This window comes from uncultured Merdimmobilis sp. (genome assembly GCF_902471145.1).
Classification (GTDB): Bacteria; Bacillota; Clostridia; order Oscillospirales; family Ruminococcaceae; genus Merdimmobilis; species Merdimmobilis hominis.
In genome coordinates this window covers 1-26322 of sequence record NZ_CABRJC010000006.1, presented here as the reverse complement: position 1 = coordinate 26322, position 26322 = coordinate 1, and the positions used below count along the sequence as shown (strand labels likewise).

At 54.8% G+C, this 26322-nt stretch carries 21 protein-coding genes, 2 tRNA genes and 1 other annotated feature; of the genes, 15 read left to right on the top strand and 8 right to left on the bottom strand.

From position 1 onward, the window contains the following. Positions 1 to 7: 7 nt before the first annotated feature. The 4 genes from RDQ42_RS04665 (at position 8) to pyrE (ending at position 4893) form a co-directional block, all read left to right on the top strand. Entirely contained in the window at positions 8 to 1561 is a 1554-nt protein-coding gene (locus RDQ42_RS04665; RefSeq protein ID WP_308588382.1) for an ABC transporter substrate-binding protein, read from the top strand. A 302-nt stretch (positions 1562 to 1863) separates the two neighbouring features. Further along, positions 1864 to 2217: an Asp23/Gls24 family envelope stress response protein gene (locus tag RDQ42_RS04660; RefSeq protein ID WP_054330954.1), complete on the top strand. Its 354-nt coding sequence runs from the start codon at positions 1864 to 1866 to the stop codon at positions 2215 to 2217. Between the two features lie 63 nt (positions 2218 to 2280). Continuing rightward, a complete protein-coding gene (locus RDQ42_RS04655) occupies positions 2281 to 3963 on the top strand; it encodes a DAK2 domain-containing protein (RefSeq protein WP_308588408.1) in 1683 nt (560 codons plus the stop codon). A 261-nt stretch (positions 3964 to 4224) separates the two neighbouring features. After that, positions 4225 to 4893: an orotate phosphoribosyltransferase gene (gene pyrE / locus RDQ42_RS04650; protein ID WP_071428387.1), complete on the top strand. Its 669-nt coding sequence runs from the start codon at positions 4225 to 4227 to the stop codon at positions 4891 to 4893. Positions 4894 to 4970: 77 nt separating this feature from the next. On the opposite strand, the gene recG is transcribed toward pyrE, so the two are convergent. After that, entirely contained in the window at positions 4971 to 7016 is a 2046-nt protein-coding gene (gene recG, locus RDQ42_RS04645) for an ATP-dependent DNA helicase RecG (protein WP_231358521.1), read from the bottom strand. A gap of 302 nt (positions 7017 to 7318) precedes the next feature. Here recG and RDQ42_RS04640 point away from each other — a divergent pair. Next, positions 7319 to 7394: transfer RNA gene (locus tag RDQ42_RS04640), tRNA-Lys, on the top strand. Positions 7395 to 7528: 134 nt separating this feature from the next. Here the strand turns inward: RDQ42_RS04640 and RDQ42_RS04635 are convergent. Beyond that, the gene (locus RDQ42_RS04635) at positions 7529 to 8056 is read right to left on the bottom strand and encodes a TetR/AcrR family transcriptional regulator (RefSeq protein WP_054330957.1); all 528 of its coding nucleotides are present in this window, start codon (positions 8054 to 8056) and stop codon (positions 7529 to 7531) included. A 110-nt stretch (positions 8057 to 8166) separates the two neighbouring features. Between RDQ42_RS04635 and RDQ42_RS04630 the strand changes: the two genes are divergently transcribed. From RDQ42_RS04630 to RDQ42_RS04615, 4 genes are all read left to right on the top strand, one after another. Then, positions 8167 to 8916: an EFR1 family ferrodoxin gene (locus RDQ42_RS04630; protein ID WP_231358520.1), complete on the top strand. Its 750-nt coding sequence runs from the start codon at positions 8167 to 8169 to the stop codon at positions 8914 to 8916. Positions 8917 to 9378: 462 nt separating this feature from the next. Then, on the top strand, positions 9379 to 10524 hold the full coding sequence (locus tag RDQ42_RS04625) for an ABC transporter ATP-binding protein (RefSeq protein ID WP_071427218.1): 1146 nt from the start codon (positions 9379 to 9381) through the stop codon (positions 10522 to 10524). Further along, entirely contained in the window at positions 10508 to 12100 is a 1593-nt protein-coding gene (locus RDQ42_RS04620; RefSeq protein WP_231358519.1) for a glycine betaine ABC transporter substrate-binding protein, read from the top strand. Before RDQ42_RS04625 ends, RDQ42_RS04620 begins: the two co-directional genes overlap by 17 nt. 363 nt (positions 12101 to 12463) lie before the next feature. After that, positions 12464 to 14458: a hypothetical protein gene (locus RDQ42_RS04615; RefSeq protein WP_231358518.1), complete on the top strand. Its 1995-nt coding sequence runs from the start codon at positions 12464 to 12466 to the stop codon at positions 14456 to 14458. 148 nt (positions 14459 to 14606) lie between these two features. Here RDQ42_RS04615 and RDQ42_RS04610 read toward each other — a convergent pair whose 3' ends face one another. The 6 genes from RDQ42_RS04610 to RDQ42_RS04585 all read right to left on the bottom strand — a co-directional run bounded on the left by RDQ42_RS04610 (position 14607) and on the right by RDQ42_RS04585 (position 18371). After that, positions 14607 to 14759 carry a hypothetical protein gene (locus RDQ42_RS04610; protein ID WP_153801613.1) on the bottom strand — a complete coding sequence of 51 codons (153 nt, stop codon included), beginning with the start codon at positions 14757 to 14759 and terminating at the stop codon, positions 14607 to 14609. Between the two features lie 192 nt (positions 14760 to 14951). Next, entirely contained in the window at positions 14952 to 16133 is a 1182-nt protein-coding gene (locus RDQ42_RS04605) for a DUF1266 domain-containing protein (RefSeq protein ID WP_231358517.1), read from the bottom strand. Beyond that, positions 16126 to 16311 (bottom strand): hypothetical protein, encoded by a 186-nt coding sequence (locus tag RDQ42_RS04600; protein ID WP_071427215.1) that lies wholly within the window; start codon positions 16309 to 16311, stop codon positions 16126 to 16128. The genes RDQ42_RS04605 and RDQ42_RS04600 overlap by 8 nt, the downstream gene beginning before the upstream one ends. A 6-nt stretch (positions 16312 to 16317) precedes the next feature. Further along, positions 16318 to 16803: a hypothetical protein gene (locus tag RDQ42_RS04595; RefSeq protein WP_054330962.1), complete on the bottom strand. Its 486-nt coding sequence runs from the start codon at positions 16801 to 16803 to the stop codon at positions 16318 to 16320. 80 nt (positions 16804 to 16883) lie between these two features. Next, the gene (locus RDQ42_RS04590; protein WP_054330963.1) at positions 16884 to 17516 is read right to left on the bottom strand and encodes a TetR/AcrR family transcriptional regulator; all 633 of its coding nucleotides are present in this window, start codon (positions 17514 to 17516) and stop codon (positions 16884 to 16886) included. Between the two features lie 183 nt (positions 17517 to 17699). Beyond that, positions 17700 to 18371 (bottom strand): stage II sporulation protein M, encoded by a 672-nt coding sequence (locus RDQ42_RS04585; RefSeq protein ID WP_231358516.1) that lies wholly within the window; start codon positions 18369 to 18371, stop codon positions 17700 to 17702. 145 nt (positions 18372 to 18516) lie between these two features. On the opposite strand from RDQ42_RS04585, the gene RDQ42_RS04580 reads away from it, so the two are divergent. The 6 genes from RDQ42_RS04580 to RDQ42_RS04555 all read left to right on the top strand — a co-directional run. Continuing rightward, a tRNA-Val gene (locus RDQ42_RS04580) sits at positions 18517 to 18593 on the top strand. A 1273-nt stretch (positions 18594 to 19866) separates the two neighbouring features. Next, positions 19867 to 21246 carry an amidohydrolase gene (locus tag RDQ42_RS04575; protein ID WP_071427213.1) on the top strand — a complete coding sequence of 460 codons (1380 nt, stop codon included), beginning with the start codon at positions 19867 to 19869 and terminating at the stop codon, positions 21244 to 21246. Between the two features lie 219 nt (positions 21247 to 21465). Further along, the gene (locus tag RDQ42_RS04570) at positions 21466 to 22845 is read left to right on the top strand and encodes an amidohydrolase (protein WP_054330966.1); all 1380 of its coding nucleotides are present in this window, start codon (positions 21466 to 21468) and stop codon (positions 22843 to 22845) included. Between the two features lie 267 nt (positions 22846 to 23112). Then, entirely contained in the window at positions 23113 to 24477 is a 1365-nt protein-coding gene (locus tag RDQ42_RS04565; protein WP_231358514.1) for an amidohydrolase, read from the top strand. Beyond that, positions 24440 to 24730, top strand: coding sequence for a hypothetical protein (locus RDQ42_RS04560; protein WP_308588380.1), 291 nt, complete (start codon positions 24440 to 24442; stop codon positions 24728 to 24730). The genes RDQ42_RS04565 and RDQ42_RS04560 overlap by 38 nt, the downstream gene beginning before the upstream one ends. Beyond that, positions 24705 to 24942: a binding site (T-box leader), on the top strand. (Overlaps the previous gene by 26 nt.) A gap of 618 nt (positions 24943 to 25560) precedes the next feature. After that, a partial coding sequence (locus tag RDQ42_RS04555) for a hypothetical protein (protein ID WP_374044677.1) occupies positions 25561 to 26322 on the top strand: 762 nt, incomplete at its 3' end.

The following is a 26322-nucleotide window of genomic DNA, read 5'->3' as shown; positions in this document are numbered from 1 at the left end:
TCGCCCCATGAAAAAGCGTTGTATTGCCGCCTTGCTGGCCCTGCTTCTCCTAGCGGGATGCGCCTCCGCCGCCCCAGGGGAAGACAGAGGACAGAATCCCCAAGGGGAGGCGGACTCCCGGCAGGAGGCGGGGGAGGAATTCTCCATCCGCATCGCCTTCAACAAAAACGACAGTTTAAACCCTTACTTGGCCTTTTCTCAGGCCAACCGGCTGGCCTCCAGCCTGCTGTTTGACCCTCTAATCAAGCTGACCCCGGAATATGAAGCCCAGCCTTACCTGGCCCAATCGGTGCAGAACAACGGCTCTGTTTTGACGGTGTCCCTGCGGGCAGATGCCCGGTTCAGCGACGGCTCCAGCCTCACTGCCGCCGATGTGGTCTACTCCTTTGAGCAGGCGCGGGCCAGCAGCCTGTACCAAAGCCAGCTTTCCCCATTCACCTCCTGTGCCGCCGCAGAAGACGGCACCGTGGTGTTTCAGCTGGCTTCCGCCGACCGCCTGGCGGAGAACCTTTTGACCTTCCCCATTGTAAAAAGCGGCTCGCTGCTCACCGGCTCCGGGGTGGCCAAAGGGGTGGAGGGAACTGGCCGGTACCGGCTCCGGCAGGAGGAGGGGGAGTATACCCTCACCGCCAACGAAAGCCACTTTTCCGGCAGCCCGTTGGTAAAAGAAATCCACCTGGTCTCCATCACTGACGACTCCGCCCTGGCCTATAGTGTAGACGTTGGGCTGATTGACTACCTGTTTTTGGACCTCTCTTCTACCGAGGAATACAGCATCGGCTCTGCCAATGTGCCAGTGGCGATGAACAACCTGGTCTACCTGGGGATGAACGCCAACCGCACCTTTTTCCAGGACGCCCGGTTCCGCCGGGCCATCGGGGCGGCCATCGACTACTCCGACCTGCTCCAGCGGGCTTATTCTGGCCACGCCCAGGAGGCTAAGACGGTGCTCAACCCCGCGTTCCATGAGCTTTCCGATCTCTCGTTGGAGAACCGCCGGGACACCGCCGCTGCGGCCGCCCTCCTGGACGAACTGGGGTATCTGGACCGGGATGGGGAAGGCTACCGGATGAGTAACGGCCGCCGCATCACCTTGAATTTGGTGGTAAACGAGGAGAATGCTGCCCGGGTTACCATCGCCCAGCGGATGAAGGAATACCTGAGCTCGGCAGGTATCGACGTGAAGGTGGAAACGCTGGATTATGAGAGTTACCGCCTGCGGATTCTACGGGGGGAATACGACCTCTATGTGGGGGAAGTGAAGCTGGAGGACAATTTTGACCTCACTCCTTTTTTCAGTGGCAGCGGTTTCTCCGCCAGCATGGATATCAGCCCGGAGCTGCTGGCCGCTTACCAGGGGTTCCGCACCGGGACCGGTTCCACCCAGGGGCTGGTGGAGGCTTTTGAAGAGGAGCTCCCCTTTGTGCCCTTGGCTTACCGCAGCGGCATGGTTGCCTTCTCCCGGGATTTCCCCGCAGAGGTCACCGCCACCGAGCAGGATGTTTTTTACCGCATCCAGCCCAGGGGAGAAGAGGTTTCCGCCAGCCAGGAGCAAAGGTAGAAGGCCCTTGTGAGCGCCTTTGGCTCCCACCGGCACAGCTTCCCCAAGGTCGGCTTCGGGCAGAGAGGCGGGGGATGCCCTTTGGAAACCAGGCGAAGGTGCAGCGCTCAGCCCCGCGGGATTGACAAGGCCGCCTTGCTGATGGGAAAAAGTGCTGGGAAATTTGTGATTTTCCGATGCAATCGCGAAAATATATTGTTAATTTCATGGAAACCTGGTAAAATCTATACTGTATGGGTAGCTTTGGCGCCCTTGCTTCTGCGCAAATTTGTTGCTCTATTTCAAATAAGGAGGGGCTATTTATGATAAAACTGGAAAACCACCTGGGAACCATTGAAATCTCCCAGGAGTATTTTGCCAATCTGGTGGGCCATGCCGCATCCGAGTGCTTCGGTGTTTCCGGCATGGTGTTCAGCGACCCCACCCAGGGGATCCGTTCCGCCCTCAACCGCCAGGATGTGGCCGATAAAGGGGTCAAGGTGAAAACCATCGGAGGCCGCCTGTCCATTGAGCTTCACATTGTAGTGACCTATGGCGTCAACATTGCCGCCATTGTCAAAAGCATCGTGAACAAAGTCCGCTACACCGTAGAGGAGGCCACCGGCCTTGAGGTGGAAAAAGTGGATGTATTTGTTGACGGAATGAAATCTGAGTAGTATTCTAGTGGAATGCGCCCAGATTTTGTTGGGGGCAGCCAGATAAGGGAGAGTTGATTGAACGTGATACATGGTTTGATGCTTCGGGATGCCTTTGTCTCCGGGGCCAATAATATCGCCAATTTGAAACAGTCGGTAGACGCGCTGAACGTCTTCCCAGTGCCGGATGGAGACACCGGCACCAACATGTCCATGACCATCGGCGCCGCCAAGCGGGAGGTCGCCCGCCTGGCCGACAACACCCCGGTGGGGGAGGTGGCCCAGACCGCTGCTTCCGCTTTGCTGCGGGGTGCCCGGGGGAACTCCGGCGTCATCCTGTCGCTGTTGTTCCGGGGCTTTTCTAAGGGCCTGGCCGGCAAAGAGACCGCCGGCGCCAAGGATTTGGTAGAGGCCCTTTCCCTGGGGGTGGAGGCCGCCTACAAAGCGGTGATGAAACCCACCGAAGGCACCATCCTCACCGTGGCCCGGCTGGCGGCAGAACACGCCGCAGAAGTGGTCACCGACGAGACCACCGTCCCGGAAATTTGGGATGAAATCCTCTCTGCGGGTCGCATCGCCCTGGAGAACACCCCCGAGCAGCTCCCGGTGCTGAAAAAAGCCGGGGTGGTAGATGCCGGCGGCCGGGGCCTCATCGTCATTTTTGAAGGGATGGGCCAGGTGTTCCACGGCGGGGAGATCATCCCCTTGGGTGAGGAGACTGTGAAAAAATCGGTGGCGGAGTTTGAGATGCCCAACGAGCGCAACGCCGCCGGGGAATATGAAGGGGAGATCACCTTCACTTACTGTACCGAGTTCATCGTGCTGCGGGCGGACAAAGAGGCCGACCCCCAGCCCCTGCGCAGTTATTTGGAATCCATCGGCGACAGCGTGGTGGTGGTGGACGACGAGGACATCATCAAGTGCCATGTCCACACCGACAATCCGGGCAACGCCTTGCAGAAGGCACTGGAATACGGCATGCTCACCAATATGAAGATTGAGAACATGCGGGAGCAGCACGCCAACCAGCGGGCGGCGGTCACCCCCCAAGCTTCACAGGAGAACACCTTTGCCTACCAGCCGGTGGACCCCAGCCAGGAGTACGGCTTTGTGGCTGTGGCCGCAGGAGAGGGCCTCCGGCAGCTCTTCCTGGATTTGGGCGCCGAGAACGTTGTCAGCGGGGGCCAGACCATGAACCCCTCCACCGACGACATCCTTTCGGCCATCCAGGCGACCCCAGCCAAGAACGTCTTTGTGCTGCCCAACAACAAAAACATCATTATGGCAGCGGAACAGGCGGCCAAATTGGCCGACCGCAACGTGGCGGTGCTCCCCACCCGGACCATCCCGCAGGGATTATCTGCTATGTTGGTGTTTGACGCTGGCGCCGGGGTCAACGAAAACCTTCTGGGCATGACCAAGGCCTTTGAGAAGGTTGGCACCGGCCAGGTGACCTTCGCCGCCCGGGACAGCGAATACGATGGCCACAAGATCAAGGAAGGGGAAATCCTCGCCTTGGAGAATGGAAAGGTCTCCTTTGTGGAGAAGGACATTTCCAAAGCGGTGGTCCGTCTGACTCGGAACTTGGTCCGCAAGGATGGGGACAAGGAAAACTGCTTTGTCACCCTGATTTACGGCGAAGAAGTCACCGAGGAGCAGGCTGCCCAGGTGGAGGAAGCCCTGCGGGCGAAGCTCCCGGAGGAGATTGAGATCGCTTTGGTCAACGGCGGCCAGCCGGTTTATTACTACATTATCTCGGTGGAATAATGAAAATAAAAAGCCCTGGGGGGAGCTTTCCCCTTGGGGCTTTTTGCGTCAGGATGGCAAAATTTATAGGGAAAAAGGCAAGGGTATCCTGCCCAACCTGCCGGAAATCCTCAAAAACCTGCGGGAAATAGGGAAGAGCAGTTGCTTTTTGAAGAAAAATGTGGTATACTATCGGCAATTTGCGGCCAGGTTGGAACAGAGGGGCAGAAAGCCCTCCTTCCGGCTTCAAACCAATCTAGGAAAAAGGGATGGGATTCTTTTATGTTGACACCGGCAAAAAAGGAATTTATTGAGTTTATGATGAGTGCGGATGTGCTGCGGTTTGGCGAGTTCATCACCAAGAGCGGCAGAAAAACCCCTTATTTTGTCAACACCGGCAACTACAAGACCGGCGAGCAGATCTCCAAGCTGGGCGACTTTTATGCCACCTGCATCCATGAGACCTGCGGTGGGAACTTCGACGCCATGTTCGGCCCCGCATACAAAGGAATCCCGCTGGCCACTGCTGCAGCCGGCGCTCTGTACCGCAACTACGGTGTGGACAAGCCCTATTTCTTCAACCGCAAAGAGATCAAAGACCACGGTGAGGGCGGCGGCCTGATCGGCTACAAGCCCAAGGATGGGGACAACATCATCATCGTGGAGGATGTCATCACCGCCGGAACTGCGGTTCGGGAGACCATGCCTCTGCTCAAAGCCTGCGCCGATGTCTCGGTCAGCGATATGTTTATCTCGGTCAACCGCTGCGAGATCGGCAAGGACACCACCAAAACCGCGGTGCAGCAGGTGAAGGAGGAGTTCGGCATCACCGTCCACTCCATCATCTCGGTGGAGGACATCCACGAGTACCTGATGACCAAAGAGGAGTACAAGGACGTTGTAAAGGCCATGGAAGCCTACATGGCAGAGTATTGCGTGCTGGATAAATAATAGAAATTTAGCCCCCCCAGAGCCATCCTCTGGGGGGGCTTTTTGTCTCTCCTAAGAAAAGGCATTTCCGGGCCCGCTTAGTTGGGCCGCTCCCCAGCGGAGAGCAGAATCCGGGTGACCCGCTCCTTCATGGCCTGGTGCTGGGGCTGGTCCAGTTTGGGATCGGTGGCAAGAATCGCCTTGGCCTCCTCCTGGGCGGCTTTTAGAAGGGCCAAATCCGAAGCCATGTCGGCAATTTTTAATTCTGGTAGGCCGTGCTGGCGGTACCCAAAGAAATCGCCGGGGCCCCGCAGCCGCAGATCCTCCTCGGCGATGCGGAACCCATCCCCGGTGGAACAGAGCACCCGCAGCCGCTCTATGGTATCGGGGTTTTTGGCGTCGGAGAGGAGGATGCAGTGGGACTGCACCGGCCCCCGGCCCACCCGTCCCCGCAGCTGGTGGAGCTGGCTCAGGCCGAACCGCTCGGCGTTTTCGATCATCATGATCACCGCATTTGGCACATCCACCCCCACCTCGACGACGGTGGTGGACACCAGGAGCTGGATCTCCCCGGATTGGAAGGCCCGCATGGTCTTTTCTTTGTCAGCGGCCTTCATCTTCCCGTGGAGAAGCCCTACCCGGTATCCGGAAAAGGGCCCGTCAGCCAGTTCCTTTGCGTATTCGGCAGCAGGCTTCAGGCCCAGGTCCACCTCCCCGGTCTCGATGAGGGGGCAGACGATATACGCCTGGTATCCCTGGTCCAGATGGGAGCGGATAAAGCCGAAGGCCCGCTGGCGTTTTTCACTGTCGATTTTATAGGTCTTGATGGGTTTGCGCCCTGCGGGCAGCTGGTCGATGACCGATAGATCCAGGTCGCCGTAGATCATCAGCGCCAGGGTGCGGGGAATGGGGGTGGCCGACATGACCAGGGTGTGGGCATGTTGCCCTTTTTCCGATAGGGCGATCCGCTGGGCCACCCCGAACCGGTGCTGCTCGTCGGTGATGACCAGAGCCAGGTTGCAAAACTCCACCCCGTCGGAAAGGAGGGCATGGGTCCCCACGCAGAGGTGGATGGAGCCGTCCTGTAAGCCCGCCTTGACCAGGCGCTTGGCCTTGGCGGTCATCGAGCCGGTGAGCAGCTGTATATTCAGCCCCAAGGGGGAGAGAATAGCGTTGAGGGTTCGGAAATGCTGTTCTGCCAGAATTTCAGTGGGGGCCATCATAGCAGCTTGCCCGCCGTTCAGCACGGCGAAATAAGCGGCTGCTGCACCCACCAGTGTCTTGCCGGAACCCACATCCCCTTGGACGAGGCGGTTCATCGGGGTGCCGGAGCACATATCCTGGATGGCGTCCCCGATGGCCCGTTTTTGGGCTTCGGTGGGGGTGAAGGGCAGGGATTCGTAAAAGGGTTCCAGGGAAATTGGTTTCATCTTTGGGACGGCATAGCGGATCTTGTCCTCCCGGGAGGAGCCAAGGGCGAGGGAGAGGAAAAACAATTCTTCAAAGATTAGCCGCCTCTTGGCAACTTCCGCACAGAAGGGATCAGGCGGCCGATGGATGTTTTCCATGGCGTACCCGATGGCAGAAAGGCCGTGGCGCCGGCGGATCTCCCCGGGGATAGGGTCGGGGAAATGCTCCCCTAACTGCGCAAGGGCTTGGGCCACGTTGGCCCCGATCATCCGTGAGGAAAGGCCGGCGGTCAGCGGGTAAACAGGTATAAGCCTGCCTCCTTCCTCCAGGCGGATGACCATGGGGGCGGACATCTCCTTCTTGAGAAAATTCCCCCCCACCTTGCCGTAAAACAGATATTCCTCCTCCAGTTGGAGGGCTTCCACTGTGAATTTTGCGTTGAAAAAGGTAAGATTCATCAGACCGGTGTCGTCGGAAATCAGCACTTTAAACACCGAGAGCCCTTTGCGGATATGCTGCTCCCGGGATTTCTTCACCACCATCCCGCGGACAGCAGCCGCCTGGTTGAGGGGCGCTTGATCGATGGGATAGGGGGTGGTTAAATCCAGATAGCTCCGGGGGAAGTGATACAAAAGATCTTCCACCGTGCGGATATTCAGTTTTTGATAGAGCGCGGCCCGGCGCTCCCCAACGCCCTTGAGGTATTGGACGCTGGTATCGGGGGTTAAGGCCATGGGACTCCCTCCTTGGGCGATGAACGTCCGCCAATTGCCTAGGCCCGCCCAGCAGAAGCCCATCTGTTGGGATGCGAAGGCAAGCCTCTCCTTATTGTACCCTGGTTGCGAGAGTTTGTCACGGAAAATTATGAAAAAATAATTTGCAAAACCTGTTGACAGACAAGGCAAGAACTGCTATAATAATCAACGTTGCAGCAAGCAACCACACAATTTGACAGCAGTTTACAAGTTTTTTAATATGAAAAAAAGTTGTTGACAAGCTTGTGAAATTGTGATAGAATAATCAAGCGCTAATAAATGAACCATTAGCTCAGTTGGCAGAGCATTTGACTTTTAATCAAAGGGTCCGGAGTTCGAGCCTCCGATGGTTCACCAACAAAAACCTCTGAAAACCGTGTATGTATGCGGGTTCAGAGGTTTTTTGCTGTCCTGGAGTAAATTGCAGCCAGGGTTAGCGGGCCGGACGCCGGGGATTTTCCCCCTAGGCCCGAAAAGGCGGGAACTTCTAGTCAACGAAGGCCGTCCGCAATGCGTAAAAATTCATCGGCCATGGCTTCGGGACTCTCCTTGGTTCCACCCTCCAGCCAATGAAGCATCATATTGTAAAACGCCCCGGCGTAGTAGTACAGCTCATACCGGCTGATGGAATTGGCCGGCATATCCCCGCAGGCATCGATTTCACAGTCAGTGATGATTTCCAGGAGAGAGGCGGTCACCTTTGCGTGGTGGAATGCTAAAATTAGGCCGGCATGTTGCTGATAAAACCGGAATTTGTAAAGCATCAACTCCCGGCTGTGGAAGTCTTCCGGGATAGGCGGCTTCCCATCATGGTATTGCTGGGAAAGCTGCTGGATCCCATAGTGGACGATCTCCTCCGCCGACTTAAAGTTCCGATAGAAGGAGGCTCGGGCTACCCCGGATTTTTCAATCAGCTCAGTGATTGTCACCTTGGAGAGATCCTTTTGCCCAGCAAATTCCATTAGTGCGGTAAACAGCCGGTCTTTTACCTGTTGATTGGCCAGTTTTCGTTTGTCCATGAAACAAATCGCCCCTTTTTGTATCAGGTTAGGTGGTTGACAGCGGAAAATGATATGATACAATATGTATCATATTAAAAAGGGCTGCAAATGTCAACAGGAGGAATACTATGATTTTTTATTTCAGCGGCACCGGCAATAGCCAATTGGCGGCCAAGGAGATTGGCGCAGTCACAGGGGAACCGGTAGTTTCCATCAACCAACTGCTAAAAGAGGGGGCAAAGGGCTCTTTTCAATCGGATGGGCCGCTGGTGTTTGTCACCCCGACCTATGCCTGGCGCATGCCAAGGGCGGTGGAGCAATGGATTCGCGAGGCCCACTTTGAGGGCAATCCCAATGCGTATTTCGTACTGACCTGCGGCGTGGGCTGCGGCAATGCAGCGGCCTATGCCCAAAAGCTCTGTACCGAAAAAGGGCTGCGTTTTTGCGGGCTCGCCCCGGTGGTCATGCCGGAGAATTATCTCGCCATGTTTGCAACCCCCAGCGAGGGGGAGTGCCAGGCCATTCTGGAAAAGGCCGTGCCGGAGATTCAGATTCTCGCCCAGAGAATCCAGCGGGGGGAAAATTTCCCCGCTGTTCCAGGTTCGGCAAAGGATAAGCTATTAAGCGGGCCAGTCAACACCTTGTTCTATCAATTTGCGGTGACGGATAAGGGGTTTACTGTGTCGGACAGCTGTATCTCCTGCGGGAAATGCGCACAGCGATGCCCCCTTGGCAACATTGGCATAGCAAGCGGAAAACCAGTTTGGAAAGGGAATTGTACCCACTGTATGGCCTGCATTGCAGGATGCCCCACCCAGGCGATTGAGTACAAATCCAAATCCAAGGGGCAGCACCGCCACTACATTATGGAGGACTAATGCCGGGAGACCGCAGTGAAGGGCGAGGGAGAATCTATGGAGGAACACATCATTACAAGTGGACCAGCTGCACCGGGTTCGGCCTCCCCCAAAAGCGTTGCTCCAAAGTTCGGGGGGAGGGTTCAGTTGAAGACTTTCCACCCCAAATTGGATGGCAGAGACCTGGAGGATATTCCACGTATCCCGATGGCGATGCCAGGGTATGATAACCGCAAAAGAAGAAGGCATAGGGAAAACCGCTCCAAGAATTGGGGCGGTTTTTTGTTTTGCCAACAGCCAATACTAAAAAATTGTATTTAGACTTTGTTGACGCTTTGATCACAATTGAGAAGTGAGGCCTGCTTTATTTGATGGAGTCTTTCACATTATTGCAGCAACTTAATTCAATCTTTTAATATTTTTACATCGTTTTAATATCAGGTGTGATATACTTTTGAAAACGAAGCGAGGAGGCGCATGGGAATGATCGAGTTCAAAAATGTCTATAAAGCATACAAAAACAAACCGGTGCTGTCCAACATCAGCCTCACGATCCAGGACGATGAATTCTTTGTTTTAATTGGGTCCAGCGGGTGCGGCAAAACCACCCTGTTGAAGATGATCAACAAACTCAATAGCATTGACCAGGGGGAAGTCCTCATCGACGGCATCTCTGTGGAAAGAATACCAGAGGTGGACCTGCCCCGGCGGATCGGATATGTGGTCCAGGAAGGAGGGCTTTTCCCCCATATGACCATTGGGGACAACATCGCCCTCACCATGCAGCTGGCGGGGATTCCCAAGGAGCGGATTTTGCCCCGGGTCAATGAAATGCTGGAGATGGTCTCCCTGGACCCAGGCACCTACCGGGATTTGTACCCATCCCAGCTCTCTGGCGGACAGCGGCAGAGGGTCGGTGTGGCCCGGGCTTTTGCCCCCGATCCGCCCATTATCCTGATGGATGAACCCTTTTCCGCCTTGGACCCGGTCACCCGGGGAGAATTGCAGGACGAAGTGTTTAAACTGCAGAAGCGGATGAACAAAACGGTGGTGTTTGTCACCCACGACATGGATGAAGCCATCAAACTGGCGGACCGCATCTGCATCATCCAAAGCGGGCATATCGTCCAGTGCGACCGGCCGGAGGAGATTTTGAAGCACCCTGTCAACAACTATGTGGAGGAGTTTATCGGCAAAGATAAGTTGTGGAGCAACCCGGAATTTGTCAAGGCAGAAGACATCATGCTGAAACGGCCAGTGCAGGCATCTGCTGACCGGACGGTGGTGCAGGCGATTCACATTATGGGCCATTACAATGTGGACAGCCTACTGGTGACAGAGGATGGGAAGCTGAAGGGCATTGTCTGGATCACCGACCTGAAAAAAATACAAAATGGGAACGACCGGATCAGCGGCTATGTTTCCGACGACTACATCTCGGTGTTTACCGACACCTCCCTCAAGAAGATTTTATCCACCATTGACTACAACAGCTCCGGAATCATCCCGGTTATCGACCGGGAAAACAACTTGAAAGGGTTCTTGACCAAAGGGCGGATGCTCTCCATCCTGAGCAGGCAGTTCACACCAGAGGGATCGGCAGAAGAGAGGAGTGGTATCATTGGCTGAGTTTGTACAGCTGTTCCTAGATCGTAAAATTGAGCTGTTGGAACTGTTCATCGAGCACATGAATATGACCACGCTGGCGGTTTTTATCTCCCTGGCTATCGGTGTCCCGGTGGGCATCCTCATCACCCGCAGCAAGCCAGTGGCCCAGGTGGTCATCGGCGCTGCCAACGTCATGCAATCCATCCCCTGTATTGCGCTGCTGGCTTTTTCGGTGCCCTTTGTGGGCATCGGCACCAAACCCGCGATCCTAATGGTCATTGTGTATGCCCTTTTGCCTATCATCAAAAATACATACACCGGCATCATGAGCATCGACCCCAAAACCATCGAGGTGGCAAAGGGGATTGGCATGACCAAGTGGAAGCGGCTGCTGCGCATTGAAATCCCCATCGCGCTGCCTTTTATCATGTCGGGCATCCGCATCTCCGCTGTGGCGGCAGTGGGCACCATGACCATTGCGGCCTTTGCCGGTGCGGGGGGCCTGGGTTGGTTTATCAACCTGGGGCTCAACTCCCAAAACATCGACCTGGTGTTGCTGGGGGCTATCCCCGCCTCGCTGATGGCTTTGGGCCTTGATTTCCTGTTGGGCCGTCTGGAACACGCCATCACCCCCGAAGGTCTGCGTCCGCCGGAATTGATCCAGAACATCTCTAAGGAAAAGCGCCGCCGGGAGCAGGTGGTGGCCTTTGGCCTCTGCGCCCTTCTGGTGCTGCTGCCAGTGGGTTTCTCGGTGGCCGAGGCGGTGGACAGCCAGGGCAAAGACAAAATTGTGGTTGGGTCCAGCAACTTCACTGAGGTGATGATCCTCGGTTATATGTACAGTGACCTCATCGAATCCAACACCGACATCGAGGTGGAGGAGCGGTTCAACCTCAATGGCGGCGTAGTCTGCTTCAATGCCATCCAAAATGGGGACATCGACATGTTTGTGGAGTACACCGGTAGCATCCTGCCCAACTACCTCCACGAGACCATCGACACCAACGACCCCCAGGCGGTGTATGAGAAAGCGGCGGAGCTCCTCAAACGGGACTACAACATCCTCTTGTCGGAGCCTTTGGGATTCAACAACACCTATGTGATGAGCGTCCGGCCCGACACAGCGCAGAGATACCAGATTCGGACATTGTCTCAGCTGATGCAGGCGGCGCCCCAGCTTCGGCTGGGTTGCACGGTGGAGTTTATCCAGCGCGGTGACTGCCTACCCTTGTTAGAGGAGCGGTTCGGCACCTCCTTCCAATCGGAAAAGGGATTGGACAGCAGCATCCGCTACCAAGCCATTGCGGCGGGGGAGATCGATGTGATCGATGCCTTTGCCACCGACGCCCTGTTGGAAAAACAGGGTCTGACCCTGATTGAGGACGATGTGGGATTCTTCCCGCCCTATGATGCGGTCAACCTGGTGCGGCAGGAGACTTTGGACAAATACCCGGAACTGGAGCCGGTCCTCGCCAAGATGGACGGCCTCTTGGATGAGGAGACCATGCGCGCCCTCAACGCCAAGGTGGATATTGAGGGCATGGATGCCAAAGATGTGGCCCATCAGTTCCTGGTGGAAAAAGGATTGGTGGCGTAACTCCTCCCGAAAAATACAGCACTCCATTGAGAAAATCCCCCTGGCCAACGGTTGGCCGGGGGGATTTTTGCAGCTCGCCGCAGAAAAATTACAGCCGGACCAGATTTCTGTGCCACAATAGGGGAGATTTTTTGCACAATGAGAATAGGAGGCACGCGCTGGGCCGCCCTGGTGTTGCGCAGAAATGTTTTTAAAACCCTTCCTGTTCTGTGCAGTTGATGATACAATTGGGATAACAGAGGGGATTGGCGCCGGTTCAGCGGGGCTGCCCTCCACAGGGGCTGTACCCGCTAGCGGATAAGATGCCGGGACCGCTCAGTGCTGTAATTGGTTTGCTGTGAGTAGGAGAGGAGGATAACATCTATGAAAAAAAGGTTTCTTCGGGGAGCGGCACTCCTGTTCGCCCTGATTGTAGTCGGGGTGCTGGGGGCCTGCGGCACTGGCGGCGCTGAAACAAAAGCGGTCCCCGTTCCGCAAGAGGTGGAGGCTCTGGCCGACCGGGAGGCAGACATCGATCTGCTGGTATCGCTGGAGAAAAAAGTCACTCGGGACGACCTGGGGGTGACGGTAGACATTGCCCCCTATAAATTCCAGGAGATTCTGCGGGTGCTGATCGGCGCGGAACTGCGCCCTTGCCAAGAAGGGGAGGATGCGCTGGACATCTCCCATCCCTTTACCTTGTCGTTCACCTTTGAGGGGAAGGAGTACCGCTATTCCTTCTCCCAGGAGAAGATCGTCGCCAACGGGGCCGACTGTTATCCAGAGAATCCAGCGGCGCTGACGGAGCTTTACGAGGACGCAGGGTATGAGGGCATTTTGACCGAGGAGCTCTATTATCTCCGGCAGGACATGGGTTTTTCTGCCGCCGATGTGGAATCGGTGGAATTCCTCTATGAGTCTGCATCTGGGGAGGAGCAGACCCGTCTCTCCGACCAGGCGTCCATTCAAACGGCCCTGGACAGCTTGGGGGGAATGGTGGTCTGGCGCCTCTCCCCGGATGCGCCGCCCAATCCCAAGACCGGCGCTGCTATCACCTGTACCTTCCACCTCAAGGACGGCGCCGATTGGCAGTATCAGACAGCGATTCCCCAGTCGGTGGACACCCAGGGAAATGTGACACTCTATGGGGAAGCCTCCGGCTACGGGGAGCTTAGCACCTTGTTCGGCGATGTGCAGGGCGGCCCGGTACTGACCGTTTCCCAGGCAGGAATCCAACTGCCCGTCCACCAAACCGCCTTGGACTATGAGGGCAGTTTTCGCGCCACCACCTTCCCCGACAGTTTCCAGTGGCTTTTTTACGGCGGTGGGGAGCCGGTAGTCCCGCCGGGAGGGGACGCCGTCTGCACGCTGGCCTTTGCCAGCACGGAGGGGGAGCCCCTCATCCCGGATACCGTCGCAGTCGCCCTGTGGCGGACGGAGGATGACTTTGGCACGTTGACAGCCCTTCCGGAAGCGGAGTATTCAGACGGCAGGCTGGCCCTGCCCAACGCTGAAGGGAAATACTATGTCCGGGTGCAGGCTCAGTTCCCCAAAGGCTCGGCGGAATACTATTTTTCTTACCGGGTCACCGGCTTCCCCGCCTTTTTCTGGGATATTGAGTACGGCAACGGCGAGGGGGACGTCCTCTTCACCCGGAAGGATACCGGGTTACAAATCCCCGGCGGCCAAAACCGCCAGTATGTCAACTTCATCCTCTCCCTGGGGCTGGAGAAGGGGGAGCCTCAGCCGCTGGAAGTATCCCAACCGTTCTCCATGGAATTCTCCCACCAGGGGGAAAAGGTGGCGTTTGAGTTCTCTTCCCAAGGGGTATCCATGGACGGGGAGCCTTGCACGGTCCGCCACCCGGAAAACATCGCCCAGCTCTACCTCCCCTTGACGGCGGAAAACGCATACCAAGTCGGAGACGGCCTTTTGGACTATGGCCTGCGGGGGTTTCTCACCAAAGAAGTGTCCTCTTTTTCCGGTGCGTTCCCCATCGAGAAGGGGGAACTGGAATCGGTGGAGGTCACCGAGGAAAAACCCCGGGAATTCACTGTTTTTGACCTGACTTCTGGGTTAAAAGAGGATCTATCCTGGATGGACCACATCATTTTGGCGCGGGAGTGGTCGGAAAGCGACCACTACTGGCCGCGGCGTTTTTTCCTCTCTTATTGCATCACCCTCCAGGACGGGACTGTCTATGAACTGGGGGAGCAGCTGCTGAAAAATGGGGAAGAGACCGGCTGGTATGTGGTTTACAGCGACCTGCCGGAGGTAAAAGAGAAGATCAAAGGCATGGAGGGCCAGCCCTTCCAGAGGGAGGAACGGCTCCCCACGACCCTCACCGCAGACGACCAGGGGAACATCAGCTTCCATTAAACCCAAAACGGATTTTCCCTTTCCCAAGGGTGCGGCGCTGCTGCCAGGTCAACCCGGTGGGTTTGGCAGCGTGCGGGGGAAGGAATCCCTCCAAAACAAGATAAAACCAAATGATAAAAGCGGGGCCAAACTGGCCCCGCTTTTGCGGTTAGTTCTTTTTGCTGAGATTGTCAACAAAGGCTTTCATCTGCGCCACGTCGCAGAACTCCACGCCGCTTTGCTTCATCGACTCCTGGACAAATTTCGGCAGTGAACAAAAATATTGCTCCATCTGGGAGTTTTGGTTATTCATGTTCTGCATGTTCCATCACCTCGTCCTTAGTATGGATCAGCAGGACGAGATTATTCTGTTTTAAAGGCAAGGAGTTTTTGAGAAAATGTACATGTTGCTGTTTGTTTTTTAAATTTCCAAGCCCATCCAAGGGAAAAGAGACCCTTTGACAAATACTGGAATGAAGCCCCAGTACCCTGCGGTTTGTTGCCGGGACCAATTTCACCCGCGGGGCTGGAAGCCGATCTTCCGCGGGGCGGGCCACGGACAGTCCCGCCACTGGCCGCCATCCCCTTTGCCAGTCAGGAGGTCGGTTGCAGCGTCGGCCAAAAAGCCAAGGTAGCTCTCTGCGGAACTGTCGCCGCAGAGCAGTTTCCACATCATTCCCCCCAAGAGATAGGATTCTGCGAATTCGCGCCAGCTGTGCAGTTCTTCTGCCGCTTTTTGGGAGAGTTCCCACAAGATTCCCAGGGCCTCGCCTTCGGTGATCCAGCCCAGGAAGCAGCCCCAGCGTGCCAGCATGGCCGCCCGGCCCACATCCCAGCCCACCAGGAATTCCGGGCCAAACCGCAGTTTGTACCACTGGGCGAACCGCCACCCCCGGCAGACGGAGGCACACTCTTCTTCATCGTCGGACTCCTCCATCAGCGCTTCTGGGGAGGACGCCTCGCCATACAGGCGGCAGCGCAGGACATACCCCTCCTCCGCCAAATACCGGATGGTGTCCAATAGTTCTCCTCTTCCGCTGATGCCCCAAGAGCGGCGCACCAAGGAGGCGATCTGCTGTTCCATCACCGGGATGTGTTCTTCCACATCCATACCGTCCAACCGGTGGTCGTTGAGGTGGGAGATGATGCCGGAGAGCAGGATGCCAAACTGCTCCCAACGGGGGTCGCCCTTTGGATACACAATGGGCTCCGGTTCCGGCAGCCTGTCGATTTGGGCCAGTTTTTCCTCTAGGATGCGGTAGAGTTCCTCCTCTAAGGCTTGGTCCAGCTCCGGATCCTCCTCATCCTCCTCTTCCATTGCCAATGTCTCCAGGGCGGCTGCCACCAGGGCTGTGTCATCGCCGAAGAACTGGTTCATCATGCCCTCCACTCCCAGGGCTGCCGCTTCCGCGACCTTTTCATCCACCGCCTTTTGGATCATCTCCTCGGTGGCAGCCATCTGCGCCATGACGTCTGGGCTGAACATCTGCCCGAGAATTTCCACCTGGCGCTGCTGGGCAGCTGCCTGTTCCGCGTCCTGCTGTTGGCCGGCCTCCCGAGCCGCTTGGGCCGCTTCCATGTCTTCTTGCATCTGTTCGGTGATCTTCCGGCTCTTTTCCATGGATTCGTTGAGCTGCCGGGATGCCGCATCGCTGGCCGCTTGGGCCCGCTTCCTGATCTCGTTTATATCAAACATCCTTATTCTCCTTCTTTTCCTGCTCCGGCGGAAGGGTGTGCCATACAATTGGCCTTTGCCTGCCAAGAAGCCGTTTTAGGCTGCCCAGCACCCCCTCTACAATGGAAAACCACATGTGGCCGAGGGTGGACAGCAGCACCAGAACAGCCAGCACAGCGCCGATTTCTCCCCACGGCATGACGCCTTACTTTGTTTGGAAGCGGTTGAGGAAGAAGTCGGTAAATGCCTTTACCGCCTCCTCTTGGGAGACATAGACATACAGTTTTTCGTCATCCAGCCAGTCGTAGATATTGATGCCGATGTAGCCTTTCCGGTCCGGGTAGATGATAAAGGCGTCGGTGGGGTATTTGTTGCGGTAGGCTTTGTGGATTTCCGACCGGCGGTAATAGGCGGGGTCGCCGCAGCCGGAAAGATCGGGGACGGTGGGCACCACCACAATGGTTTCACTCTGCTCGTTCCAGCCCACAATCAGGTTGCCGATTTTGGTTTTGCTTCCATGGACAAAACCGTAATTGAACCGGCTTACATCCTCGGTATAGCCATACACCAAATTGTAGTCATCCCCATTCTCCACCACGTGGTTGAACAAAGCCCGCATTTTTTGGCGGTTGGCCTCACTTTTTTCCAGATCTACTTCCGGTTCTTTGAACAGTTTGCTGAACAGTCCCATAATAGATTTCCCCCTATGTCGATTCATTTGTTTTTGAGAGTAATAAGAATAGATTGCGAAATATCCAAAGAAAATCAAGACTATGTGTCAAGGGCGCCGTTTTGCTGCTCCCGCAGCGATTCCATAAAATTGACCAACCCGTCGATTTGGAACTCGGCCATCGGGTCAGCGGCCTCCGGGAAGAGGAATGGCAGGCTGTCCGGGATCGCCTTGTGGACTATCACCATCGACAGTACCAAGTTTGCCAAAAGCTTTGTGGTTGCTTCATCTGAATGGATGCCGAAGGTCCTCAAAATGTCAGAAAAGAACCTAGGCAGTTTTTCTTGCAGCGCCCGATGCTTTTCCGGGGAAAGACGTTTAAATGTGGTCTGCTGTTCCTCCACCGTCATAATGGTAAAGCGGCCCTTATTGGTATAACAGCAGTCGTACAGGAACTGCTTGACCCCATCCCTCCAGCTCAAATGAGGATCTTCCATCAAACTTTTTGCATGTTGGAGGATTAGAGGTTGCTGCCGGTTGAATACCTGGATCATCAAATCCTCCTTTGCCGGGAAAAAGGAATAGAAAAAGGTTCGGGAGATTCCCACTTGGCGGTAGATCTGTTCGACAGTGGTATGCTGGATCCCCTGCTCTACAAATAAGTTGTGCGCTGTAGTGATCAGTTCCTCTTTGATTTTTTCCCGCTCCTGCTCAGAGTAAGCGACTTTCGGCATGTTGGATCACCTCCTTTTCTTGTACAAATAAATACAAAATAATTTTTATGTATTTATTTTACCATGCCAAAGGCAACTTGGCAAGGGTGGAATTTTATATCCTTAAGGAAAGACGCTCCCTGCGCCCTTTGGCCAATGCCTGGGCGGCAGGGAGCAGATATTTTGCGGGAAGAAGTCCCAGGATTATGGCATCGAGGCAAGCAGAATCACCGGAGTGATGTAGGTTTCGATCACGGCGGCGACGGCAAACAAGGGGACCATCCAGAAAAAGAAGAGGCGGACGATACTTTTGAGGGTGACGAAAAACTCCCCCGGATAGGTTTTGCGAAAAATCAGCCGGATGACGGTGAGGCACAGCCGGATTCCCAAAGAGATGCCAAGTGCCAGCGCGGGGATTTCAAAGATCCCATGGGGGAGGATGCCCGCCAAAAAGGGGAGGAGCCCCAACCCGGAAACCAACATCACCGCCCCCATCACCCCGACCACAACCCCATTGACAAACAGGGAATAGATAGGGAGAAACAAAAAGGGGATAATGCCCAGCCCAATGGAAAAAGCGCCCGCATTTACATTGTTGAGGAAAAGGGCCAAGAGGGAGATATCCCCGCCCTCGACAATCTCTTTTTCCGCAAACATGGCCGAGACCTGCTGCCATAACTCGGCTAAAACCTGCTGGTTGTTGTTCAACAGCACCATGGTCAGGGCGGTGATCAGGACCATGCCCAAAATGGTAAAGAGGAAGATCTTTTTGACTCGGGCACAAAAAAAGGCGCCGGCCCCTCTCCACTGCAAAAATAGCCATTGCCGCCAGGTGGAAGGGGAGCTATCAAAGGGCCGCTGATCCGAATCGTTCATACACATGCCGCCTTTCAAACGGAGTTCTTTCCCTCTATTATAACGGATGGGGAATGGATTGACGAGCAAATTTTGTTTGAAAATTTTTCAAAAAAGGGATGGACAATCCATTCAAAAAGTGATATACTTTTAAACGTTCCATTAAGGAGGCGTAGCTCAGCTGGTCAGAGTGCCTGCTTCACACGCAGGAGGTCCACGGTTCGAGCCCGTGCGTCTCCACCAAGGAATGATCCCGCAAATCCTGATTTATACAGGGCTTGCGGGATTTTTTTGTTGTGCGGAAGGCCGGGACGGGAAGCCATAAAATCAGCAAAAATCAGGGGAGGACAGGGGCGGGCACGAACAAATCCTGAGGGATAGGAGGAACGCTACATCCAAAGGGCATAGCTCTCTAGGGGCATACTGCGCGGATGGAGTCCTTTGTGAGCAGAAGAAAAAACGTCCCCGGCCTGGATAGTCAGGTCGGGGACAAGCTGTATTTAGATGTGGAAAAGAAGCCCCCACCAAGGGGAAAGGAAAACCCCGGCCGGCTTTATCACCTGGTCGGGGCTTTCCCTACATATTGGTAAGTGTCAATTTATAGTATAAGCAAACGGTGGCAGTATGGCAAGAAAACGGACAAAACTGAACGCGCTATCCTCTATAGGAATGCCCGGACACTGCTTCGCCTCCCCCTGGAGGATGATCCATACGCGGCACATCCTCCTATTTGTCCGGATGCCAGCTGTGTGGTTGCAAAAGCCCTTCGAAGCATTTGTGGAAGAGGACAAGAACTTGCCGCGCAGTGTTTTGGAGCTGGGGGCGGGGATCAATTCCCCGAGGACAATACGCCACCTCTTCCAGTGGTTGACCTACCGGTGTCCCCAGGCTATGCTGACCTATTGCAACCTGGATTACCCCAAAGTCCCGGCGCCGATAGAAGGAAAATCCATTTGGTTTTTTATACATGGGGGAGCTGTTCGCCGAAATGACGAAGCTGTACATATCTGCCCCCAGGCGTGGGACCGGATGCCATACCCTTTGGACTTTGCCCGGCGGGGATGAGCCACCAAGTCTCCTGAGGGAGGACAGATGTAGGGAGAATAAAGCAAATAGGAATAAATCTCAATGTTAGCTGAGGGTATAGTTGTATAGGCAAAATGTAAAAATATTTTGCCCCTGCTTTGGCAGGGGCATTTTAAATGTGTATTTCAAGAGAAAACAGTAAAATTTTCCCCATTTTGGCAGCCGAAAAATATTGTTTGAAAATGTCTGCTTTTCACAAAAATAGAAAAAGGGCACAAATTTTCACCCCTTGTTCCTTGTAATCTTGTATAGGATCGGCTATAATGGACGGGTATTCAAGTCCCCTTGCCGAAGGGCGGATGCGCCATAAATACGGGGCTGTCCCTGTAGGGGAATAACGCCCAACGATTCATCTCTGAATCACAGTATGGCCACGCCTTGGCATCCGGGCCTTGCTCCTACAAACAAATACCATATGGAGGGAAAAAATATGATCGGTGAAATTGCTTATAAAGCAATCGAAGACAACCGTGCCAAATTGGTTGAGGTTGAAAAAAATATTTGGGAAAATCCCGAGGGCCCCTATCGCGAGTTTAAAGCTTGCCAGTGGACTGCCGACGTCCTGAAAGACGCTGGATTCGATGTGGAAATCGGTGTTGCCGGCATTCCCACCGCTATCAAAGCCACCTGGGGCTCTGGCCACCCGGTGATCGGCCTTCTGGGCGAATACGACGCTCTGCCCGGCATGAGCCAGACCCACAGCACCCACAAAGAGCCCATCGAGGGCCAGGCTTATGGCCAGGGCTGTGGCCACAACCTGCTGGGTGTTGCCCACCTGGGCGGAGCCATCGGCCTGAAAGCGGAGATGGAAGCCAAGAATCTGCCCGGCACTGTGGTGTTCTACGGCTGCCCCGCAGAGGAAGTTCTGACCGGCAAGCCCTTTATGGCCCGCGGCGGCGCTTTCGATTGCCTTGATATGTGCATCGCTTTCCACCCCGGCAAAGCCAACCAAGTCCTCTGCGGCAGCGCAGTGGGTATCAACTCGGTGAAATTCCACTTTAAGGGCAGAACTGCCCATGCTGGCGGCGATCCCCACAACGGCCGTTCCGCCCTGGATGCTGTTGAGCTGTGCAACGTAGGTGCTCAGTACCTGCGTGAGCATGTCACCAGCGACGTCCGCATCCATTACATTATCCTGGAAGGCGGCACCGCCCCCAATATCGTCCCCGATAAGGCTTCCACCTGGTACATGGTTCGCGCCCTGACCAGAGAGGCTGTCGTCGATGTGTATGAGAGGCTGCTCAAGGTCGCCAAAGGCGCTGCTATGATGACTGAGACCGAACTGGAGATCGAGTACCTGGGCGGCTGCTACCCCACCCTGAACAACCAGGTGTTTGCAAAAGTTCTGTACGATGTCATGGGCAACACCCCCAAAGAGGCGTTCACCGAAGAGGAGAAGGCTTTTGCCCACGAGATCAACTCCGCTACCCCCAAGCAGTATGAGACCCAGCGCAAAGCTTGGAACCTGCCCGAAGGCACCGAGCTGCATGAGGGCCTGCTGCCTAACGTCCCCTTCAACAGCTATGGCTCCTATGACGTCGGCGATGTCCAGTACATCGTGCCCGGCATCATGTTCAATACCACCTGCAATGCTTTGGGTTCTGTCAACCACAGCTGGCAGACCACTGCTTGCGTGGGCTCCTCCATCGGCGAGAAGGGCATGATCTACGCCTCTAAAGTCATGGCGCATTTCTGCCTGAAAGTCATCGAGGACCCCTCTATCCTGGCGGCTGCCCAGGAGGAGTTCAAACAGGTGATGGGCGACAAGAAATACGTTTGCCCCATCCCCGCAGAAGTTCCCGTTCCGTAATCGAGAATAAAATTGCCAAAAGAGGCCGGAATATTCATTCCGGCCTCTTTTTTGTACTATTGAGAGCAATTGTTATATACAATAAAAAAATTATAGATAGTTGATAATTTTTGTTGTATATTTTTAAAAACTGCGATATAATGGGGGTGTAAGAAAAGTGCCTTGCCTGCAGTGGATGTAGGTGAACGATAAAAAACCATCTGTTAGGAGGAAATTAACATGCTTGGTCAAACCGCTTACAAAACCATCGAAGCCAACCATGACATGCTCAAGAAAATCGCCTTAGACATGTGGGCAAATCCCGAGGGCCCATATCGGGAGTTTAAAGCCTGTGAGTGGATTTCAGAAGCCCTGAAAAAAGCTGGCTTTGATGTGGAAATCGGCGCAGGCGGCGTCCCCACTGCCATCAAAGCTACATATGGTTCCGGTCATCCCGTCATCGGCTTCCTGGGTGAGTTGGATGCTCTGCCCGGCCTTTCCCAGGAACTTTGCACCGAAAAGAAACCCATCGAAGGCCAGACCTATGGCCAGGGCTGCGGCCACAACCTGTTGGGTGTCGCTCATCTGGGCGCTGTCATCGGCCTGAAAGAGGAAATGATTGAGAAGAACCTGCCCGGCACCATCGTTTATTACGGTTGCCCCGCTGAGGAGCAGTTGACTGGTAAATCCTTTATGGCCCGCGGCGGTGCTTTTGACTGCCTGGATTTGGCTATCCATTTCCATCCCGGCAAGACCAACACCGTGTCCCTGGGCACCTCCAATGCCCTGAACTCGGCAAAATTCCACTTTAAGGGCAGAACTGCCCATGCCGGCGGCGATCCTCACAACGGCCGTTCCGCTCTGGATGCTGTTGAGCTGATGAATGTGGGTGCCAACTACCTGCGGGAACATGTCACCAGCGACGTCCGCATCCATTACATCATCACTGAAGGCGGCACTGCCCCCAACATCGTCCCCGATAAAGCTTCCAACTTCTACTTCATCCGCGCCCAGTCCCGTGAAGTGGTGGAAGACACCTATGAGAGACTTTGCAAGATCGCCCAAGGCGCTGCCATGATGACCGAGACCGAGCTGGAGATCGAGTATCTGGGTGGCTGCTACAACACCCTGCCCAACAAGGTTCTGGGTAAAGTGGTTTATGACTGCCTGAAGGAAGTCCCTGTTGAGCCCTGGACCGAGGAAGAGCTGAAGTTTGCGGATGCCCTGAACAAGACAATGCCGGAAGTTTATGCCAAAAACGTGGCAGCATCCGGCGCCCCCGAGGGCACCATCCTCTTTGAGGGTGTTGAGGAGCCTAAGGCGGTCAACAGCTTTGGTTCCACCGACGTCGGCGATGTCCAGCACATCTGCCCCGCCATCATGTTCAACACCGCTACTTATAACATTGGCGCCCCTGGCCACTGCTGGCAGATCACAGCCAGCGCCGGTTCCAGCATCGGTATCAAGGGTATGCTGCTCGCTTCCCGCGTCATGGCTCTGTTCGGCTTGAAAGTCCTCACCGATCCTAAGATTTATGAGAAAGCCAAAGCTGAATTTGACAAGGCGATGGCAGGCAAAAAATACAAATGCCCCATCACTCCCGAACTGTTGGTTCCGTAATCCAAACAGGTTTACAGAAGGGATGGCCATTTGGCCATCCCTTCTTCTATGTTGCACAAAATTGAGTCGGGGAGATCCCGTTTCTTTATTGCAAAATGATGGGGAAAATGCTATACTGAACCTAGATTTCCCAGGAGGGGAAGGGGAGGGAAAAACTGTGATGCATCCCTTCTTTCTCCCGGGAGAAGAGCAGCAAAGAGCAGGAGAAATCCCCGCTATTTTACAGATTATGGAAAGGAAGTTGATGTTGTGTTAGGAAATACCGCCATGCAAGCAATCGACCAATACCGCTCCACCCTGGACCAACTTTCCAAGGGGATTTGGGCCCATCCCGAGGCCGGGTACCGGGAGACCTATGCCTGTGACGCAACGGCTAAAGTCCTGCGGGACGCCGGCTTTGAGGTGGAGATCGGCGCGGGCGGGGTGCCCACTGCCATCCGCGCATCTTTTGGTTCCGGCCATCCGGTGATTGGCCTTCTGGGCGAGTATGACGCTCTACCGGGTTTGAGCCAGGAGTGCTGCGGAACTGAAAAAAAGCCAGTGGAGGGCCAGGGTTACGGCCATGGCTGCGGCCATAACCTGTTGGGGGTCGCCCATGTGGGCGCTGCCATCGGCATCAAAGAGGAGATAGAGAAGAACCACCTGCCCGGCACTGTGGTCTATTATGGATGCCCCGGTGAGGAACTCCTGACTGGCAAGCCCTTTATGGCCCGGGGCGGTGCGTTCCGCGACCTGGACTTGGCCATGGCCTTCCACCCCAACACCAACAACTCGGCGACTATGGGGGTTTCCACTGCTCTCAATTCGGCGAAATTCCATTTTAAGGGAAGAACTGCCCACGCCGGCGGCGATCCTCACAACGGCCGTTCCGCTTTGGATGCCGTTGAATTGATGGACGTGGGCGCCAACTACCTGCGGGAGCATGTGACCAGTGACGTCCGGATCCATTACACCATCTTGGAGGGCGGCACTGCCCCCAACATCGTCCCGGATAAAGCCAGCGTGTGGTATTATGTCCGCGCCCTCTCCCGGGATGCGGTGGTGGATTGCTACGACCGGTTGGTGAAGATCGCCAAAGGCGCGGCCATGATGACCGAGACTGAGGTGGAGATCGAGTTTTTGGGAGGCTGTTACAACCGGCTCAACAACAAGGTCCTCACCGAGATGGTGGACGGCATTATGCGGGAGCTCCCCCAGGAGCCCTGGACCCAGGAAGAACTGGATTTTGCCAAAAAGCTCAATGAAAGCAGCGCTTCCCAGTGGAAAAAGTTCCTCCAGAAGCACAACCTTCCGGAGGATACCCAGCTCCACACTGGGGTGCTGCCCATCCAGTATGAGAATACCTTTGCCTCCAGCGACGTGGGTGATGTGGGGCACATTGTGCCTACTGTCAGCTTTACTACGGCCTGCTTTGCCATCGGTTCCCCCGGCCACAGCTGGCAGTTTACCTCCTGCTCCGGCAGCTCCATCGGTGAGAAGGGCATGATCTACGCGGCCAAGGTGATGGCAGTGGCCGGCGCTCGGATTCTGGAGAACCCGAAAATCGCTGAGGTGGCCATGGCGGAGTTCAAAGCTTCCATGGGCGGCAAAGAATATGTCTGCCCCATCCCAGATGAAGTCCCGCTACCTTAATTTCCCGGGAAAAGGGCATTTTCTTGTAACAAATGAACTGAAGATGCAGGCTGCCGATTGCCGTCGGCGGCCTGTTTTTTCGATGAGATTTGGCAGCAGGGCAGACGGAAAGATAAGAGAGCTGGAGGGGATGGGGACAGGGAAATTCAAAATTTTTGAAGAAATTATGAAAAAACTATTGACAAACCAATTTGAGATTGGTATTATGAAAAACAACATAACAAAAGCAAAACGCAGTGACAAGGATAAGTAGCCAGTGTCAATGTCCATACAGAGAGCCGCAGGTAGCTGGAATGCGGTTGGCAGGCATTGTGTGAACTCACCTTCGAGTGGCCCGCTGAACTAGTAGTAGGTAGGGACGAATTCCCATCGTTACAGGGGAACGTGTTTTTTGACACGGCAAAGCGGCATGGTTCATGCAATAGAAGTGGTACCGCGGAAGTATATTAGGCTTTCGTCTTCTTGGATTACAAGAAAGACGAAAGCCTTTTTTATATCTCTCTCACTTGGGGTGGGCTTGCGGGCTGTGGCTAAACTGCTACCGGATTGCTTTTGGTTGTTACAGCGTCTAAGTGATAACATGTTAAAGTATTTGCAATCTTCTTGGTGATGTTGTGCAGATTAGGGCAAAGCCCTATGCAGTGTGAAAAGATTATGGACAATATGACAAAAGTGTGTATAAGCATTGACAAATCCTGTTTTTTGCAACATAATAGATGATAATTTATCACATAAAAGCGCTACAGTTTAAAACGTTAAATTCTTATTGGCACCAATCACACCTGGGAATGGGCACTGGTTTTGAATCTTTCCAAATGGCTGCTGCAAACAGATGCAGTCTAAGGAGAAGGGGGTGAGGGCATTCATTACCGGAGACATTCGTGGCGGAGAGGCTGATCTATCGGATGTAGGCGACTATACCCACTTTCGAAAGACCCTAGATCATCTCCTAAGAGCCAAAGAGCACGCTTATAAACCGTCGAACGTTACGCATTTTCTTGCAGCAACCCGTTGGTTTTGGGTGCCCAGCCATCCCGTGGTGTTTGGATATTAAACCGAAATTTTTAAGTTAGGGTGATTCAATTGTTACAACAGTTAACAGCAAATTTCTGGAACCCAGTTACCTGCTTCATGGTCTGTGTCCTGATCTATGTAGCCGGTGAACAGCTTTCCCGCTTGAGCAAGGGCAACATCTCCTCTTTGATGTTTGCAAGCTTCTTTTTCCTGATTGGTTTCTGGACCGTTCTTCCGCCAGACGTCACCACCAAAACCGGACTGCCCGCCTTAGCAAGCAACTTTGTAGTGGCGTTGCTCATCACCAACCTGGGTGCCAAGATCAGCTTGGAAGAGCTGCTCGCTGAGTGGAAGACCGTTGCCATCGCTGTTCTCGGCCTGGGCGGTATTGCCTTAGTGGCCTTCACCGTAGGCACTTGGATGTTTGGTCAGGAATACGCGCTGACCGCTGCTCCGCCCATCTCCGGCGGTACCATCGCCGGCGTCATGGTTCAGGCTGCTGCTGCGGACGCTGGCCGGCCGGAACTGGGGGCCTTCGCCGTACTGGTGCTTTCTTTCCAGAAATTCTTCGGTATGCCCATCGCAACCTTGGGTATGAAAAAAGAGGCCAGCCGCAAACTGGCAGCGGGCGATTTCGACCGAGACATCAGCGTGTCCAGTGGTTTGAAACTCCCCTCTATGCGCATCTTCGGCGAGACTCCTGCCTACTTCAAATCCGATAACTCCTACCTCTTCAAATTAGCTTTTGTAGCCGCTTTGGCTAACTTGGTTGGCCTTGCAACCCGCATTCCCGGCGATGGCCCCGCAAACTACTGGCTGAACCCCAACATC

Coding starts and splice junctions, on each gene's coding strand:
- RDQ42_RS04595 (WP_054330962.1), bottom strand. CDS start 16,803: ATGGGACTGTTCAGCAAACTGTTCAAAGAACCGGAAGTAGATCTGGAA.
- RDQ42_RS04600 (WP_071427215.1), bottom strand. CDS start 16,311: ATGCCGTGGGGAGAAATCGGCGCTGTGCTGGCTGTTCTGGTGCTGCTG.
- RDQ42_RS04570 (WP_054330966.1), top strand. CDS start 21,466: ATGCTTGGTCAAACCGCTTACAAAACCATCGAAGCCAACCATGACATG.
- RDQ42_RS04625 (WP_071427218.1), top strand. CDS start 9,379: ATGATCGAGTTCAAAAATGTCTATAAAGCATACAAAAACAAACCGGTG.
- RDQ42_RS04565 (WP_231358514.1), top strand. CDS start 23,113: ATGCAAGCAATCGACCAATACCGCTCCACCCTGGACCAACTTTCCAAG.
- RDQ42_RS04575 (WP_071427213.1), top strand. CDS start 19,867: ATGATCGGTGAAATTGCTTATAAAGCAATCGAAGACAACCGTGCCAAA.
- RDQ42_RS04560 (WP_308588380.1), top strand. CDS start 24,440: ATGTCTGCCCCATCCCAGATGAAGTCCCGCTACCTTAATTTCCCGGGA.
- RDQ42_RS04665 (WP_308588382.1), top strand. CDS start 8: ATGAAAAAGCGTTGTATTGCCGCCTTGCTGGCCCTGCTTCTCCTAGCG.
- pyrE (WP_071428387.1), top strand. CDS start 4,225: ATGTTGACACCGGCAAAAAAGGAATTTATTGAGTTTATGATGAGTGCG.
- RDQ42_RS04630 (WP_231358520.1), top strand. CDS start 8,167: ATGATTTTTTATTTCAGCGGCACCGGCAATAGCCAATTGGCGGCCAAG.
- RDQ42_RS04615 (WP_231358518.1), top strand. CDS start 12,464: ATGAAAAAAAGGTTTCTTCGGGGAGCGGCACTCCTGTTCGCCCTGATT.
- RDQ42_RS04635 (WP_054330957.1), bottom strand. CDS start 8,056: ATGGACAAACGAAAACTGGCCAATCAACAGGTAAAAGACCGGCTGTTT.
- RDQ42_RS04585 (WP_231358516.1), bottom strand. CDS start 18,371: ATGAACGATTCGGATCAGCGGCCCTTTGATAGCTCCCCTTCCACCTGG.
- RDQ42_RS04605 (WP_231358517.1), bottom strand. CDS start 16,133: ATGTTTGATATAAACGAGATCAGGAAGCGGGCCCAAGCGGCCAGCGAT.
- recG (WP_231358521.1), bottom strand. CDS start 7,016: ATGGCCTTAACCCCCGATACCAGCGTCCAATACCTCAAGGGCGTTGGG.
- RDQ42_RS04660 (WP_054330954.1), top strand. CDS start 1,864: ATGATAAAACTGGAAAACCACCTGGGAACCATTGAAATCTCCCAGGAG.
- RDQ42_RS04590 (WP_054330963.1), bottom strand. CDS start 17,516: ATGCCGAAAGTCGCTTACTCTGAGCAGGAGCGGGAAAAAATCAAAGAG.
- RDQ42_RS04610 (WP_153801613.1), bottom strand. CDS start 14,759: ATGCAGAACATGAATAACCAAAACTCCCAGATGGAGCAATATTTTTGT.